A 14,528-nucleotide genomic window follows, 5' to 3' on the forward strand; every position below is an offset into this window, starting at 1 on the left:
GCGCCCCCACCCGCCTCCGGCCGGACAACGGAGCCCCTCACCGGGGGTTCCTCGGACACAGTCAGACCTCGGAAGAACCTAGAGAAAGAAGATCACGTTGCTCGACGTCAACTTCTTCGACGAGCTGCGCATCGGGCTGGCCACTGCGGACGACATCCGCACGTGGTCGCACGGTGAGGTCAAGAAGCCGGAAACCATCAACTACCGCACCCTGAAGCCGGAGAAGGACGGGCTCTTCTGCGAGAAGATCTTCGGTCCCACCCGGGACTGGGAGTGCTACTGCGGCAAGTACAAGCGCGTCCGCTTCAAGGGCATCATCTGCGAGCGCTGCGGTGTCGAGGTCACGCGGGCCAAGGTCCGTCGTGAGCGCATGGGGCACATCGAGCTCGCCGCCCCCGTCACGCACATCTGGTACTTCAAGGGCGTCCCGAGCCGGTTGGGCTACCTGCTCGACCTGGCTCCCAAGGACCTCGAGAAGGTCATCTACTTCGCGGCCTACATGATCACCTCGGTCGACGACGAGGGTCGCCAGCGCGACTTCTCCTCGCTCGAGGCCCAGATCGAGGTCGAGAAGCGCGAGGTGGAGAACCGTCGCGACTCCGACGTCGACGCCCGCGCCAAGACGCTCGAGGCCGACCTGGCCGAGCTCGAGGCCGAGGGTGCGAAGTCGGACGTGCGCCGCAAGGTGCGCGAGTCGGCCGAGCGCGAGATGGCGCAGATCCGCCGCCGCGCGGACACCGAGATCGACCGCCTGGCGACGATCTGGGACCGCTTCCGCACGCTCAAGGTCCAAGACCTCGAGGGTGACGAGGTGCTCTACCGCGCCATGCGCGAGCGCTTCGGCATGTACTTCGAGGGCGGCATGGGTGCGGCGGCGCTGCAGAAGCGCCTCCAGAGCTTCGACCTCGAGGCCGAGGCCGAGTCCCTGCGCGAGACCATCGCGACGGGCAAGGGCCAGCGCAAGACGCGTGCCCTCAAGCGCCTCAAGGTCGTCTCGGCGTTCCTCACCACGCGCAACTCGCCCGACGGCATGGTCCTGGACTGCGTCCCGGTCATCCCGCCGGACCTGCGCCCGATGGTGCAGCTCGACGGTGGCCGCTTCGCGACCTCCGACCTCAACGACCTGTACCGCCGCGTCATCAACCGCAACAACCGGTTGAAGCGCCTCCTCGACCTCGGGGCTCCCGAGATCATCGTGAACAACGAGAAGCGCATGCTGCAGGAGGCCGTCGACGCGCTGTTCGACAACGGCCGCCGCGGCCGGCCGGTGACGGGTCCGGGCAACCGGCCGCTGAAGTCGCTGTCCGACATGCTCAAGGGCAAGCAGGGCCGGTTCCGCCAGAACCTGCTCGGCAAGCGCGTCGACTACTCCGGCCGTTCGGTCATCGTCGTCGGCCCGCAGCTGAAGCTGCACCAGTGCGGTCTGCCCAAGCAGATGGCCCTGGAGCTCTTCAAGCCCTTCGTCATGAAGCGGCTCGTCGACCTCTCGCACGCGCAGAACATCAAGTCGGCCAAGCGCATGGTCGAGCGCGCCCGCCCGGTGGTCTGGGACGTCCTGTCCGAGGTCATCACCGAGCACCCCGTGCTGCTCAACCGCGCGCCCACGCTGCACCGCCTCGGCATCCAGGCCTTCGAGCCCCAGCTGGTCGAGGGCAAGGCCATCCAGATCCACCCGCTCGTCTGCACCGCCTTCAACGCGGACTTCGACGGCGACCAGATGGCCGTGCACGTGCCGCTGAGCGCGGAGGCGCAGGCCGAGGCCCGCATCCTCATGCTGTCCTCGAACAACATCCTCAAGCCGGCGGACGGCCGTCCGGTGACCATGCCCACCCAGGACATGATCATCGGGCTCTACCACCTGACCGCTGACCGGGACGACGTCGACGGCGCGGGCCGGCAGTTCTCCTCCCTGGCCGAGGCGATCATGGCCTTCGACGCGCGGCAGCTGCACCTGAACGCGAAGGTGCGCATCCGCCTGCAGGGCGTCGTGCCGGCCGAGGGCTGGACGCTGCCCGAGGACTGGAACGCCGGGGACGACCTCACGGTCGACACCACGCTGGGTCGCGCGCTCTTCAACGAGACGCTGCCCGTCGACTTCCGGTACGTGAACACGGCCGTGGACAAGAAGCACCTGTCCGCGATCGTCAACGAACTGGCCGAGAAGTACCCCAAGGTCCAGGTCGCGGCCGCCCTCGACGCCCTGAAGGAGGCCGGCTTCCGCTGGGCCACCCGCTCGGGCACCACCGTGTCCATCGCCGACGTCGTGGCGCCGCCGAACAAGCTGGCGATCCTCGAGACCTACGAGGCCAAGGCCGAGAAGGTCCAGCAGCAGTACGAGCGTGGTCTGATCACCGACGACGAGCGCCGTCAGGAGCTCATCGAGATCTGGACGCAGGCCACGAACGACGTCGCCAAGGACCTCGAGCAGGCCATGCCGCAGCACAACACGATCCACCGCATGGTGAGCTCGGGTGCGCGAGGCAACTGGATGCAGATGCGTCAGCTCGCCGGGATGCGTGGCCTCATGGCCAACCCGAAGGGCGAGATCATCCCGCGTCCGGTCAAGGCCTCGTTCCGCGAGGGCCTGACCGTGGGTGAGTTCTTCATCACCACGCACGGTGCCCGCAAGGGTCTGGCGGACACCGCGCTGCGGACCGCCGACTCCGGGTACCTCACCCGTCGTCTCGTGGACGTCTCCCAGGACGTCATCGTGCGCGAGGAGGACTGCGGCACCAGCCGTGGCCTCGCCATGCCGATCGCGGAGAAGGGTGCCGACGGCACCCTGCGCCGTCACGACGACGTCGAGACGAGCGTCTACGCCCGCACGCTGGCGACGGACGTCGTGGTGGACGGCGAGGTCGTGCTCGCGGCCGGGGCCGACCTCGGGGACGTCGTCATCGACGCCCTCGTCGCCCAGGGCGTCGAGTCGGTCAAGGTGCGCTCGGTGCTGACCTGCGAGTCGCGCGTCGGGACCTGCGCGCACTGCTACGGCCGTTCGCTGGCGTCGGGCAAGCTCGTCGACATCGGTGAGGCCGTCGGCATCGTCGCGGCCCAGTCGATCGGCGAGCCCGGCACCCAGCTCACGATGCGCACCTTCCACACCGGTGGTGCGGCGTCGGAGTCCGGTGACATCACGCACGGTCTGCCGCGCGTGGTCGAGCTGTTCGAGGCCCGGACCCCCAAGGGGAACGCGCCGATCTCGGAGGTCGCGGGCCGTGCCCGGATCGAGGAGACCGACAAGGGCCGCAAGATCGTCGTCACCCCCGACGACGGCGCCGAAGAGGTCGAGTACCCCGTCACGCGCCGTCAGCGGCTCCTGGTCGAGGACGGCACGCACGTCGAGGTCGGGCAGAAGCTCGTCCAGGGTGCGGTCGACCCCAAGCAGGTGCTGCGCATCCTCGGCCCGCGCCGGGTGCAGATGCACCTGGTGGACGAGGTGCAGGAGGTCTACCGCTCCCAGGGCGTGTCGATCCACGACAAGCACATCGAGGTGATCGTCCGCCAGATGCTGAAGCGGGTCACGATCATCGAGCAGAACGACTCCGAGCTGCTCCCCGGGGAGCTCGCCGAGCGCGCTCGCTTCGAGGAGGAGAACCGTCGGGTCATGGCCGAGGGCGGTCAGCCGTCCTCCGGTCGACCGGAGCTCATGGGGATCACGAAGGCGTCGCTCGCGACCGACTCGTGGCTGTCCGCCGCCTCCTTCCAGGAGACGACCCGCGTCCTGACGAACGCGGCCATGGAGGGCAAGAGCGACCCGCTGCTCGGCCTCAAGGAGAACGTCATCATCGGCAAGCTCATCCCGGCCGGCACGGGGCTTCCCCGCTACCGCAACATCCGGGTGGAGCCGACCGAGGAGGCCAAGGCGCAGATGTACTCGGTGCCCGGCTACGACGACGTCGACTACGCCCAGTTCGGCGTGGGCTCGGGCCAGGCCGTGCCGCTCGAGGAGTTCGACTACGGCAGCAGCGACTACCGCTGACGCCGGACCGGGCCGTTCCCTCCCCCCTCAGCGGGGGAGGGGGCGGCCCCTCCGCGGGCCGTCGCCGCCGGCGTGCGCCCGTTTTGACCACTCAGCAAGAGCGCGGGTAGTCTCGTGTCCGCTTGACACGAGCGCGCCCGCGACCAGGTGACAGGACGTCACTCCTGCGGGACCTCGACCGAACGACACGCCCGACCTCGTGGGTCGGCGGGGGTCGAGCGCCGGCCCAAGACGGGCGGCGCGTTCCCAGGACAGCCGAACCACCAGATCGAGACAGACGGAGACAGGGTGCCCACCATCCAGCAGCTGGTCCGCAAGGGCCGGGAGGACAAGGTCGTCAAGACCAAGACGCCCGCCCTCAAGGGCAGCCCGCAGCGCCGTGGCGTGTGCACGCGTGTGTACACCACGACGCCGAAGAAGCCGAACTCGGCGCTGCGCAAGGTCGCTCGCGTGAAGCTGACCAGCGGCATCGAGGTCACGGCCTACATCCCCGGCGTGGGTCACAACCTGCAGGAGCACTCGATGGTCCTGGTGCGCGGTGGCCGCGTGAAGGACCTGCCGGGTGTCCGCTACAAGATCGTCCGCGGGTCGCTCGACACCCAGGGCGTGAAGAACCGCAAGCAGGCGCGCAGCCGCTACGGCGCGAAGAAGGAGAAGAGCTGACATGCCGCGCAAGGGCCCCGCACCCAAGCGTCCCCTCGTGGTGGACCCCGTCTACCAGTCCCCGCTGGTGACGCAGCTCGTCAACAAGATCCTCCTCGACGGCAAGAAGTCCGTCGCCGAGTCCATCGTGTACGGCGCCCTCGAGGGTGCTCGCGACAAGACCGGTGGGGACCCCGTCGTCGTGCTGAAGCGCGCGCTCGACAACGTCAAGCCCGCGATCGAGGTCAAGTCCCGCCGCGTCGGTGGCTCGACCTACCAGGTGCCGATCGAGGTGCGCCCGAGCCGTTCCACGACGCTGGCCCTGCGCTGGCTCGTCGGCTACGCCCGGCAGCGCCGCGAGAAGACGATGACCGAGCGTCTGCTCAACGAGATCCTCGACGCCTCGAACGGCCTCGGTGCCGCGGTGAAGCGCCGTGAGGACACGCACAAGATGGCCGAGTCGAACCGGGCCTTCGCGCACTACCGCTGGTGACCCCGGCGGTGAGCAGCGCTCGCCGTTCCACCCCCTCGATCCCAGGGAAGAGGCAGTAAACCGTGGCACAGGACGTGCTGACGGACCTGACCAAGGTCCGCAACATCGGCATCATGGCGCACATCGACGCCGGCAAGACCACGACGACGGAGCGGATCCTCTTCTACACGGGGATCAACTACAAGATCGGCGAGGTCCACGACGGCGCGGCCACGATGGACTGGATGGAGCAGGAGCAGGAGCGGGGGATCACCATCACCTCCGCTGCGACCACCTGTTTCTGGGAGGGATCCCAGATCAACATCATCGACACCCCGGGCCACGTCGACTTCACGGTCGAGGTCGAGCGCTCCCTGCGCGTGCTCGACGGTGCCGTCGCCGTCTTCGACGGCAAGGAGGGTGTCGAGCCCCAGTCCGAGACCGTGTGGCGGCAGGCAGACAAGTACGACGTCCCGCGCATCTGCTTCGTCAACAAGATGGACAAGCTCGGCGCGGACTTCTACTTCACCGTCGGCACCATCGTGGACCGCCTGGGCGCGGAGCCGCTGGTCATGCAGCTCCCCATCGGTGCTGAGAGCGACTTCCTCGGCGTCATCGACCTGGTGTACATGCGCGCCCTCACGTGGCGCGGGGACACCGCCAAGGGCGAGGCGTACGAGAAGGAGGAGATCCCGGCCGACCTGCAGGAGAAGGCCGAGGAGTACCGCACCAAGCTCCTCGAGCGCGTGGCCGAGACGGACGAGGCCCTCCTCGAGAAGTACCTCGGCGGCGAGGACATCACGCCCGAGGAGATCAAGGCTGCGGTCCGCAAGCTGACGATCTCCAGCGAGGTCTACCCGATCTTCTGCGGCTCCGCGTTCAAGAACAAGGGCGTCCAGCCCATGCTCGACGCGGTGCTCGACTACCTGCCCTCGCCGCTCGACGTGAAGCCGATGATCGGCCACAAGGTCGGCGACGAGTCGGTCGAGATCATCCGCAAGCCGGACTCGTCCGAGCCGTTCTCGGCCCTGGCGTTCAAGGTCGCGGCGCACCCGTTCTTCGGCAAGCTCACCTACGTGCGCGTCTACTCGGGCGTGGTCTCCGCCGGCTCGCAGGTCGTGAACTCGACCAAGGGCAAGAAGGAGCGCATCGGGAAGCTCTTCCAGATGCACTCCAACAAGGAGAACCCGGTCGACGAGGCTCGCGCGGGCCACATCTACGCGATGATCGGCCTCAAGGAGACGACGACGGGCGACACGCTGTCCGACCCGGCGCAGCAGGTCGTCCTCGAGTCGATGACCTTCCCCGAGCCCGTCATCTCGGTCGCCATCGAGCCGAAGACGAAGGGCGACCAGGAGAAGCTGGGCACCGCGATCCAGCGCCTGGCCGAGGAGGACCCGACCTTCCAGGTCGAACTGGACCAGGAGACCGGCCAGACCATCATCAAGGGGATGGGCGAGCTCCACCTGGACATCCTCGTGGACCGCATGCGCCGCGAGTACAAGGTCGAGGCCAACGTCGGCAAGCCGCAGGTCGCCTACCGCGAGACCATCCGTCGCGCAGTCCTCAAGGAGGACTACGTGCACAAGAAGCAGACCGGTGGCTCCGGCCAGTACGCGAAGGTCCAGGTCTCGATCGAGCCCCTGGACACCACCGACGGCACGTTCTACGAGTTCGTGAACGCCGTCACCGGTGGTCGCGTGCCGCGCGAGTACATCCCCTCGGTGGACAACGGGATCCAGGAGGCCATGCAGGAGGGTGTCGTCGCCGGCTACCCCCTCGTCGGCATCAAGGCGTCCCTCATCGACGGTGCGGCGCACGACGTCGACTCCTCGGAGATGGCGTTCAAGATCGCCGGGAAGATGGTCCTGCGCGAGGCTGTCCGCAAGGCGCAGCCCGTGCTGCTCGAGCCGGTCATGGCCGTCGAGGTGCGGACGCCCGCCGACTACATGGGCGAAGTCATCGGCGACCTGAACGCCCGCCGTGGGCAGATCGAGTCCATGGAGGACGTGAGCGGGGCCAAGCTCGTCAAGGCCGCCGTCCCGCTGTCGGAGATGTTCGGCTACGTCGGGGACCTCCGGTCCAAGACCCAGGGCCGCGCGGTCTACTCGATGCAGTTCTCCAACTACGCTGAGGTTCCGCGGAACGTGGCGGACGAAATCGTGAAGAAGGTCCGCGGGGAGTGACCCGCTCCTGACACACACGGGGGAGCGGCCCACACCGGGCCGCTCCACCGTGGCAAGACCCCTGGACCACACCGCGTGGGCCAGTGACCAGCCAGGTCACCCACCCACCCGTTGAACCGGGTCGGGAAGAAACGACAGTCCGAGGAGGACCCCCAGTGGCGAAGGCGAAGTTCGAGCGGACCAAGCCGCACGTCAACATCGGCACGATCGGTCACATCGACCACGGGAAGACGACGTTGACCGCGGCGATCACCCGCGTGCTGCACGACAAGTTCCCGGAGCTCAACAAGGCTTCGGCGTTCGACCAGATCGACAAGGCCCCCGAAGAGCGTCAGCGCGGGATCACGATCTCGATCGCGCACGTCGAGTACCAGACCGAGGCGCGTCACTACGCCCACGTCGACTGCCCGGGCCACGCGGACTACATCAAGAACATGATCACGGGTGCGGCGCAGATGGACGGCGCCATCCTCGTGGTCGCGGCCACCGACGGCCCGATGCCGCAGACGAAGGAGCACGTCATCCTGGCCCGCCAGGTCGGCGTCCCCTACATCGTCGTCGCGCTGAACAAGGCCGACATGGTCGAGGACGAGGAGCTCCTCGAGCTCGTCGAGATGGAGGTGCGCGAGCTCCTCTCGTCGTACGAGTTCCCGGGCGACGACGTCCCCGTGGTCCGCGTCTCGGCGCTCAAGGCCCTCGAGGGCGACGCCGAGTGGGGCGACAAGCTCATGGAGCTCATGGACGCGGTCGACACCGCGATCCCCGAGCCCGAGCGCGCCGTCGACCAGCCCTTCCTCATGCCGATCGAGGACGTCTTCACGATCACCGGCCGCGGCACCGTCGTGACCGGCCGCATCGAGCGTGGCGTCCTGAACGTCAACCAGGAAGTCGAGATCGTCGGCATCAAGCCGACCTCCTCGAAGACCACCGTCACCAGCATCGAGATGTTCAACAAGATGCTGGACACCGGCCAGGCCGGCGACAACGCCGCCCTGCTGCTGCGTGGTCTCAAGCGTGACGACGTCGAGCGCGGCCAGGTCGTGACCAAGCCGAACTCGATCACCCCGCACACGGAGTTCGAGGGCCAGGCCTACATCCTGTCCAAGGACGAGGGTGGCCGTCACACGCCCTTCTACAACAACTACCGTCCGCAGTTCTACTTCCGGACGACCGACGTCACCGGCGTCGTCTCGCTGCCCGAGGGCACCGAGATGGTCATGCCCGGTGACAACACCGAGATGAAGGTCGACCTCATCCAGCCCATCGCGATGGAAGAGGGCCTCAAGTTCGCGATCCGTGAGGGTGGCCGCACCGTCGGCGCCGGTCGGGTCACGAAGATCCTCAAGTGAGTCGCGCCGCCGCGGGGGAGTGATCCTCCGCGGCGGACCGCTCGCCACGCGAAGGGGCGGGTCCACCTGGACCCGCCCCTTCGTCGTGGGCGAGACCGCCCAGCACCGGTACACCGCTGCTCGATTCGCCAAGGGCCGCCTCCGTCTGGCAGACTGTCGGGGTTGCTGCGCCGCTGGACCGCGCCTGGATCACGATTCCACCCGATCCGGGGACCGGGCCAGACCACCGGCCGGCAACCGCGAACGTCGAACGTCTCGGACGGGCGGCGAACGGTTCACCTGGACCTCCAGGGCAACCTGAACAGGACGACAGGACCACACCGGGCAACCGGGCGAGGGTGCAGAACGTGCGAGAGCGCGACACGCCCGACCTCGGGGGTCGGAGCTCCACCACACGGGGTTCCGCGCCGCGCGCGAGTCAGTAGCGGTACGAAGAGAGAGAGTCAGACGACGCCATGGCGGGACAGAAGATCCGCATCAGGCTCAAGGCCTACGACCACGAGGTCATCGACAGCTCGGCGCGCAAGATCGTCGACACGGTGACCCGCACTGGTGCTTCGGTCGCAGGGCCCGTGCCGCTGCCGACCGAGAAGAACGTCTACTGCGTCATCCGCTCGCCGCACAAGTACAAGGACAGCCGCGAGCACTTCGAGATGCGGACGCACAAGCGTCTCATCGACATCATCGACCCGACGCCGAAGACCGTCGACTCGCTCATGCGGCTCGACCTGCCGGCCGGGGTCGACATCGAGATCAAGCTCTGAGGGACTGCACACGATGAGCGACAGGCAAGTGCGAGGGGTGCTCGGCACCAAGCTCGGCATGACGCAGCTGTGGGACGCGGACAACCGCGTCGTCCCGGTGACCGTCGTCAAGGTCGAGCCGAACGTCGTGACCCAGATCCGCACCACTACCACCGACGGCTACGAAGCCGTCCAGCTGGCCACCACGGCGATCGCGCAGCGCAAGGCGAACAAGCCCGCTGCCGGTCACTTCGCGAAGGCGGACGTCGCGCCTCGCCGTCACCTGGTGGAGCTGCGCACGACCGACGCTGGTGAGTACCAGCTCGGTCAGGAGGTCACCGCCGAGGTCTTCGAGACCGGCACGACCGTCGACGTGGTCGGCACCACCAAGGGCAAGGGCTTCGCTGGTGTCATGAAGCGTCACGGCTTCTCCGGCGTCGGCGCCTCCCACGGTGCGCACCGCAACCACCGCAAGCCGGGGTCCATCGGCGGCTGCGCCACCCCCGGTCGCGTGTTCAAGGGCATGCGGATGGCCGGGCGCATGGGTGCTGCCCGCCAGACCACCCAGAACCTGACCGTGCAGGCCATCGACGCGGAGAAGGGTCTGCTGCTCATCACGGGCGCGATCCCCGGTCCCCGCGGCGGGCTCGTGCTCGTCAAGAGCGCGTCCAAGGCGCGCGTGAAGGAGGCCTGAGCCAGATGTCGACCGAAACTCACGCCACCGAGAACGTCACCGTCCCCCTGCGGACGGCTGACGGTGGCACCAACGGCACCGTCGAGCTGCCGGCGAAGGACTTCGCCCGTCAGGCGAACGTCGCGCTGATCCACCAGGTCGTCACCGCGCAGCTCGCCGCGGCCCGTCAGGGCACGCACGCGACGAAGACGCGGGGCGAGGTCCGTGGTGGCGGCAAGAAGCCGTACAAGCAGAAGGGCACCGGCCGCGCCCGTCAGGGTTCGCTGCGCGCCCCGCAGTTCACCGGCGGTGGCACCGTGCACGGTCCCCAGCCGCGCGACTACTCCCAGCGCACCCCCAAGAAGATGAAGGCGGCCGCCCTGCGCGGTGCCCTCTCCGACCGGGTGCGTCACGACCGGCTGCACGTCGTCGAGGGCCTGGCCTCCGGTGAGGTCCCCTCGACCAAGACGGCGCGCACGCTCATCGCCACGCTGTCCGGCCGCAAGAACGTGCTCGTCGTGCTGACCCGCGACGACGAGGTCTCGCAGAAGTCCCTGCGCAACCTCGACAACGTGCACGTCCTCCCGGCGGACCAGCTCAACACCTACGACGTCCTGAAGAGCGACGACGTCGTCTTCACCCGCGCGGCCCTCGACGCCTTCGTCGCCGGCCCGCGCAAGGGTCGCAGCGCGACCGCGGTGGCGGCGGAGTCCGAAGGGAGCACCCTGTGAGCGCGCTCGGCGGAACCCAGAAGGACCCGCGCGACATCCTGCTCGCGCCGGTCGTCTCGGAGAAGAGCTACGGGCTCATCGACGAGGGCAAGTACACGTTCCTGGTGGACCCGCGGGCCAACAAGACCGAGATCAAGATCGCGGTCGAGAAGGTCTTCGGCGTCAAGGTCTCGGCGGTCAACACCGCGAACCGTCAGGGCAAGAGCCGGCGCACCAAGTTCGGTACTGGGAAGCGCAAGGACACCAAGCGGGCCATCGTGACGTTGCGCGAGGGCACGATCGACATCTTCGGCGGCTCGGTCGCCTGAGCCCGTAGGGCTCGCACGACTGCCGTAGACACCTTCGAACCCGAGGAAACGCTGCAATGGGAATCCGCAAGTACAAGCCGACGACGCCGGGCCGCCGTGGCTCGTCCGTCGCCGACTTCGTCGAGATCACGCGGAGCGAGCCGGAGAAGTCGCTCGTCCGCCCGCTGTCCAAGACCGGTGGTCGCAACTCGTCCGGCCGGATCACCACCCGTCACATCGGTGGTGGCCACAAGCGCGCCTACCGCGTCATCGACTTCCGTCGTCACGACAAGGACGGCGTCGTCGCCAAGGTCGCGCACATCGAGTACGACCCCAACCGCACCGCGCGCATCGCGCTGCTGCACTACGTGGACGGCGAGAAGCGCTACATCATCGCCCCCGCGAAGCTGAAGCAGGGTGACCGGATCGAGAACGGCCCCGAGGCCGACATCAAGCCGGGCAACAACCTGCCGCTGCGCAACATCCCCGTGGGTACGGTCATCCACGCCATCGAGATCCGTCCCGGTGGCGGCGCGAAGATCGCCCGCTCCGCGGGTGCGAGCGTCCAGCTGGTGGCCCGCGAGGGTCGCTTCGCCCAGCTCCGCATGCCCTCCGGCGAGATCCGCAACGTCGACGTCCGCTGCCGCGCGACGATCGGCGAGGTCGGCAACGCCGAGCAGTCGAACATCAACTGGGGCAAGGCCGGCCGCATGCGCTGGAAGGGCAAGCGCCCGACCGTCCGCGGTGTCGCCATGAACCCGATCGACCACCCGCACGGTGGTGGTGAGGGGAAGACGTCCGGTGGGCGTCACCCCGTCAGCCCCTGGGGCAAGCCTGAAGGCCGTACGCGGCGTCCGGGCAAGGAGAGCGACAAGCTCATCGTCCGTCGCCGCCGCACCGGCAAGAAGCGCTGATAGGGAGCTAGAGCCATGCCTCGCAGCTTGAAGAAGGGCCCGTTCATCGACGACCACCTCCAGAAGAAGGTGGACGCTCAGAACGAGGCCGGTACGCACAACGTCATCAAGACGTGGTCCCGCCGTTCGGTCATCACGCCGGACTTCCTGGGTCACACGTTCGCGGTGCACGACGGCCGCAAGCACGTCCCCGTCTTCGTCACCGAGTCGATGGTGGGGCACAAGCTCGGCGAGTTCGCCGCCACGCGGACGTTCAAGGGCCACGAGAAGGACGACCGCAAGGGTCGTCGCCGCTGAGCCACCGGCTCACGCGACACAACCTTTCGAGACCGAAACCAGGAAGCAGGACAGGGATGGAAGCCAAGGCGCAGACGCGGCACCTCCGCGTCACGCCCCAGAAGGCGCGCCGAGTCGTCGACCTCGTCCGGGGCAAGCAGGCCACTGAAGCCGTCGCCGTGCTCTCGTTCGCCCCGCAGGCGGCGGCCGAGCCCGTGCGCAAGCTCGTCGAGAGCGCCATCGCGAATGCGAAGTTCCTCGCGGACAAGCACTCCGAGGCGTTCGACCCGAACGAGTACGTCGTCAAGGCGATCCACGTCGACGAGGGTCCGACCATGAAGCGCTTCCGTCCGCGGGCCCAGGGCCGCGCCGGACGCATCCTGAAGCGCACGAGCCACATCACCGTGGTCGTGGCCCCCGCCGTCGCCGGCGCCAAGAAGACGAGGAGGACCCGCTGATGGGACAGAAGGTCAACCCGTTCGGGTTCCGACTGGGCATCACCACCGACCACCGCAGCCGGTGGTTCGCCGACTCCACCAAGACCGGTCAGCGCTACGCCGACTACGTCAAGGAGGACGTCGCGATCCGCAAGCTCATGTCCAAGGGCATGGAGCGCGCGGGCATCTCGAAGGTGGAGATCGAGCGCACGCGTGACCGCGTGCGGGTCGACATCCACACCGCCCGGCCGGGCATCGTCATCGGTCGCCGCGGCGCGGAGGCCGACCGCATCCGCACCGAGCTCGAGAAGCTCACGGGCAAGCAGGTGCAGCTCAACATCCTCGAGGTCAAGAACCCCGAGACCGACGCCCAGCTCGTCGCGCAGGGTGTCGCCGAGCAGCTCGCCAGCCGTGTCTCGTTCCGTCGCGCCATGCGCAAGGGGATGCAGACGACCATGCGCTCCGGGGCCAAGGGCATCCGTGTCCAGTGCGCCGGCCGCCTGGGCGGCGCCGAGATGAGCCGCTCGGAGTTCTACCGCGAGGGTCGCGTTCCGCTGCACACGCTGCGCGCGAACATCGACTACGGCTTCTACGAGGCCCGCACGACCTTCGGCCGCATCGGCGTGAAGGTCTGGATCTACCACGGTGACATCACCAGCCGTGAGCTCGCCCAGTCGCAGGCGCAGGCTCCGCGCGCCCCGCGTCGCGGTGAGCGTGGCGACCGTGGCGAGAGCCGTGGCCGTCGTCGTCCCACCGCCGAGCAGCAGCCGGCAGCCGAGGCTGCCCCCGCTGCCGCCCCGGCCAGCACCGGATCGGAGGCCTGAGTCGTGCTCATCCCGCGGCGAGTCAAGCACCGCAAGCAGCACCACCCCACGCGGCGTGGTGCGGCGTCCGGCGGCACCCGAGTCACCTTCGGTGAGTACGGGATCCAGGCCGTCGAAGGTGGCTACGTCACCAACCGGCAGATCGAGTCGGCCCGTATCGCGATCACGCGCCACATCCGTCGTGGCGGCAAGGTCTGGATCAACATCTACCCGGACCGCCCGCTGACGAAGAAGCCCGCCGAGACCCGCATGGGTTCCGGGAAGGGTTCCCCGGAGTGGTGGATCGCGAACATCAAGCCCGGCCGGGTCATGTTCGAGCTGTCGTTCCCGAACGAGAAGGTCGCTTCGGAGGCGCTCACCCGCGCCATCCACAAGCTGCCCGTCAAGTGCAAGATCGTGCGCCGCGAAGGTGGTGAGTGAGTTGGCCATCGGGACCAAGGGCCTGAGCGCGGACGACCTGCGTGAGTTCGACGACGCGAAGCTGGTCGACGAGCTGAAGAAGGCGAAGGAAGAGCTGTTCAACCTGCGCTTCCAGTCCGCCACCGGTCAGCTGGAGAACAACTCCCGGCTGAAGGCGGTCAAGCGGGACATCGCCCGCATCTACACGACGATGCGCGAGCGCGAGCTCGGCATCACCGAGGCGCCGATCACGAAGGAGGCTGCGAAGTGAGCGAGCAGGACACCGCCAAGACGTCCCACGAGACCACCGAGCGCGGCTACCGCAAGACGCGCCGCGGGTACGTCGTCAGCGACAAGATGCAGAAGACCGTCGTCGTCGAGGTCGAGGACCGCGTGAAGCACCCGCTCTACGCCAAGGTCATCCGCCGCACGACGAAGGTCAAGGCGCACGACGAGGTCGAGACGGCGGGTGTGGGCGACCTCGTCCTCATCGCCGAGACCCGGCCCCTGTCGGCGACCAAGCGTTGGCGCGTCGTCGAGGTCCTCGAGCGCGCGAAGTGACGCACGCGTCCTCGGACGCGTTCGACCGAGGGTGGGCCGCGGTTGCGGCCCACCC

The 14,528-nt window shown here is 68.2% G+C and carries 16 protein-coding genes; all 16 read left to right on the plus strand.

Going from position 1 to position 14,528, the window contains the following annotated elements; translation table 11 throughout:
* Positions 1-97: 97 nt before the first annotated feature.
* Positions 98-3,979, plus strand: a complete 3,882-nt coding sequence (locus AB1207_RS05545; RefSeq protein ID WP_367636826.1) for a DNA-directed RNA polymerase subunit beta' — start codon at positions 98-100, stop codon at positions 3,977-3,979.
* Between the two features lie 288 nt (positions 3,980-4,267).
* Positions 4,268-4,642, plus strand: coding sequence for a 30S ribosomal protein S12 (rpsL, locus tag AB1207_RS05550; RefSeq protein WP_012084987.1), 375 nt, complete (start codon positions 4,268-4,270; stop codon positions 4,640-4,642).
* A 1-nt stretch (position 4,643) separates the two neighbouring features.
* A complete protein-coding gene (gene rpsG / locus AB1207_RS05555; RefSeq protein ID WP_106209636.1) occupies positions 4,644-5,114 on the plus strand; it encodes a 30S ribosomal protein S7 in 471 nt (156 codons plus the stop codon).
* 62 nt (positions 5,115-5,176) lie between these two features.
* Positions 5,177-7,279, plus strand: coding sequence for an elongation factor G (gene fusA, locus AB1207_RS05560; RefSeq protein WP_367636827.1), 2,103 nt, complete (start codon positions 5,177-5,179; stop codon positions 7,277-7,279).
* Positions 7,280-7,434: 155 nt separating this feature from the next.
* Entirely contained in the window at positions 7,435-8,628 is a 1,194-nt protein-coding gene (gene tuf, locus AB1207_RS05565; RefSeq protein WP_367636829.1) for an elongation factor Tu, read from the plus strand.
* A 455-nt stretch (positions 8,629-9,083) separates the two neighbouring features.
* Positions 9,084-9,392 (plus strand): 30S ribosomal protein S10, encoded by a 309-nt coding sequence (gene rpsJ / locus AB1207_RS05570; RefSeq protein WP_012084982.1) that lies wholly within the window; start codon positions 9,084-9,086, stop codon positions 9,390-9,392.
* Between the two features lie 13 nt (positions 9,393-9,405).
* The gene (gene rplC / locus AB1207_RS05575) at positions 9,406-10,065 is read left to right on the plus strand and encodes a 50S ribosomal protein L3 (protein ID WP_367636830.1); all 660 of its coding nucleotides are present in this window, start codon (positions 9,406-9,408) and stop codon (positions 10,063-10,065) included.
* A 5-nt stretch (positions 10,066-10,070) separates the two neighbouring features.
* Entirely contained in the window at positions 10,071-10,775 is a 705-nt protein-coding gene (gene rplD, locus AB1207_RS05580; RefSeq protein ID WP_367636831.1) for a 50S ribosomal protein L4, read from the plus strand.
* On the plus strand, positions 10,772-11,083 hold the full coding sequence (gene rplW / locus AB1207_RS05585) for a 50S ribosomal protein L23 (RefSeq protein WP_366172920.1): 312 nt from the start codon (positions 10,772-10,774) through the stop codon (positions 11,081-11,083). Before rplD ends, rplW begins: the two co-directional genes overlap by 4 nt.
* Before the next feature lie 56 nt (positions 11,084-11,139).
* A complete protein-coding gene (gene rplB / locus AB1207_RS05590) occupies positions 11,140-11,976 on the plus strand; it encodes a 50S ribosomal protein L2 (protein WP_367636832.1) in 837 nt (278 codons plus the stop codon).
* Positions 11,977-11,991: 15 nt separating this feature from the next.
* Complete coding sequence (rpsS, locus tag AB1207_RS05595; RefSeq protein WP_367636833.1) at positions 11,992-12,273, plus strand: 30S ribosomal protein S19; 282 nt, start codon at positions 11,992-11,994, stop codon at positions 12,271-12,273.
* A gap of 56 nt (positions 12,274-12,329) precedes the next feature.
* On the plus strand, positions 12,330-12,710 hold the full coding sequence (gene rplV / locus AB1207_RS05600) for a 50S ribosomal protein L22 (RefSeq protein ID WP_366172914.1): 381 nt from the start codon (positions 12,330-12,332) through the stop codon (positions 12,708-12,710).
* Entirely contained in the window at positions 12,710-13,513 is an 804-nt protein-coding gene (gene rpsC / locus AB1207_RS05605) for a 30S ribosomal protein S3 (RefSeq protein WP_367636834.1), read from the plus strand. The genes rplV and rpsC overlap by 1 nt, the downstream gene beginning before the upstream one ends.
* A gap of 3 nt (positions 13,514-13,516) precedes the next feature.
* Complete coding sequence (rplP, locus tag AB1207_RS05610; protein ID WP_366172910.1) at positions 13,517-13,933, plus strand: 50S ribosomal protein L16; 417 nt, start codon at positions 13,517-13,519, stop codon at positions 13,931-13,933.
* A gap of 1 nt (position 13,934) precedes the next feature.
* Positions 13,935-14,183, plus strand: a complete 249-nt coding sequence (gene rpmC, locus AB1207_RS05615) for a 50S ribosomal protein L29 (RefSeq protein WP_366173018.1) — start codon at positions 13,935-13,937, stop codon at positions 14,181-14,183.
* On the plus strand, positions 14,180-14,473 hold the full coding sequence (rpsQ, locus tag AB1207_RS05620) for a 30S ribosomal protein S17 (RefSeq protein ID WP_367636836.1): 294 nt from the start codon (positions 14,180-14,182) through the stop codon (positions 14,471-14,473). Before rpmC ends, rpsQ begins: the two co-directional genes overlap by 4 nt.
* Positions 14,474-14,528 lie beyond the last annotated feature (55 nt).

It is taken from the genome of Kineococcus endophyticus (genome assembly GCF_040796495.1).
In the GTDB taxonomy this organism is placed as follows: domain Bacteria; phylum Actinomycetota; class Actinomycetes; order Actinomycetales; family Kineococcaceae; genus Kineococcus; species Kineococcus endophyticus.

What these genes read in the sequence shown, in the direction of transcription:
- rplD (WP_367636831.1), top strand. Translation starts at nt 10,071, where the DNA reads ATGTCGACCGAAACTCACGCCACCGAGAACGTCACCGTCCCCCTGCGG.
- rpsG (WP_106209636.1), top strand. Translation starts at nt 4,644, where the DNA reads ATGCCGCGCAAGGGCCCCGCACCCAAGCGTCCCCTCGTGGTGGACCCC.
- rplC (WP_367636830.1), top strand. Translation starts at nt 9,406, where the DNA reads ATGAGCGACAGGCAAGTGCGAGGGGTGCTCGGCACCAAGCTCGGCATG.
- rpsS (WP_367636833.1), top strand. Translation starts at nt 11,992, where the DNA reads ATGCCTCGCAGCTTGAAGAAGGGCCCGTTCATCGACGACCACCTCCAG.
- rplV (WP_366172914.1), top strand. Translation starts at nt 12,330, where the DNA reads ATGGAAGCCAAGGCGCAGACGCGGCACCTCCGCGTCACGCCCCAGAAG.
- rplB (WP_367636832.1), top strand. Translation starts at nt 11,140, where the DNA reads ATGGGAATCCGCAAGTACAAGCCGACGACGCCGGGCCGCCGTGGCTCG.
- rpsJ (WP_012084982.1), top strand. Translation starts at nt 9,084, where the DNA reads ATGGCGGGACAGAAGATCCGCATCAGGCTCAAGGCCTACGACCACGAG.
- rpsC (WP_367636834.1), top strand. Translation starts at nt 12,710, where the DNA reads ATGGGACAGAAGGTCAACCCGTTCGGGTTCCGACTGGGCATCACCACC.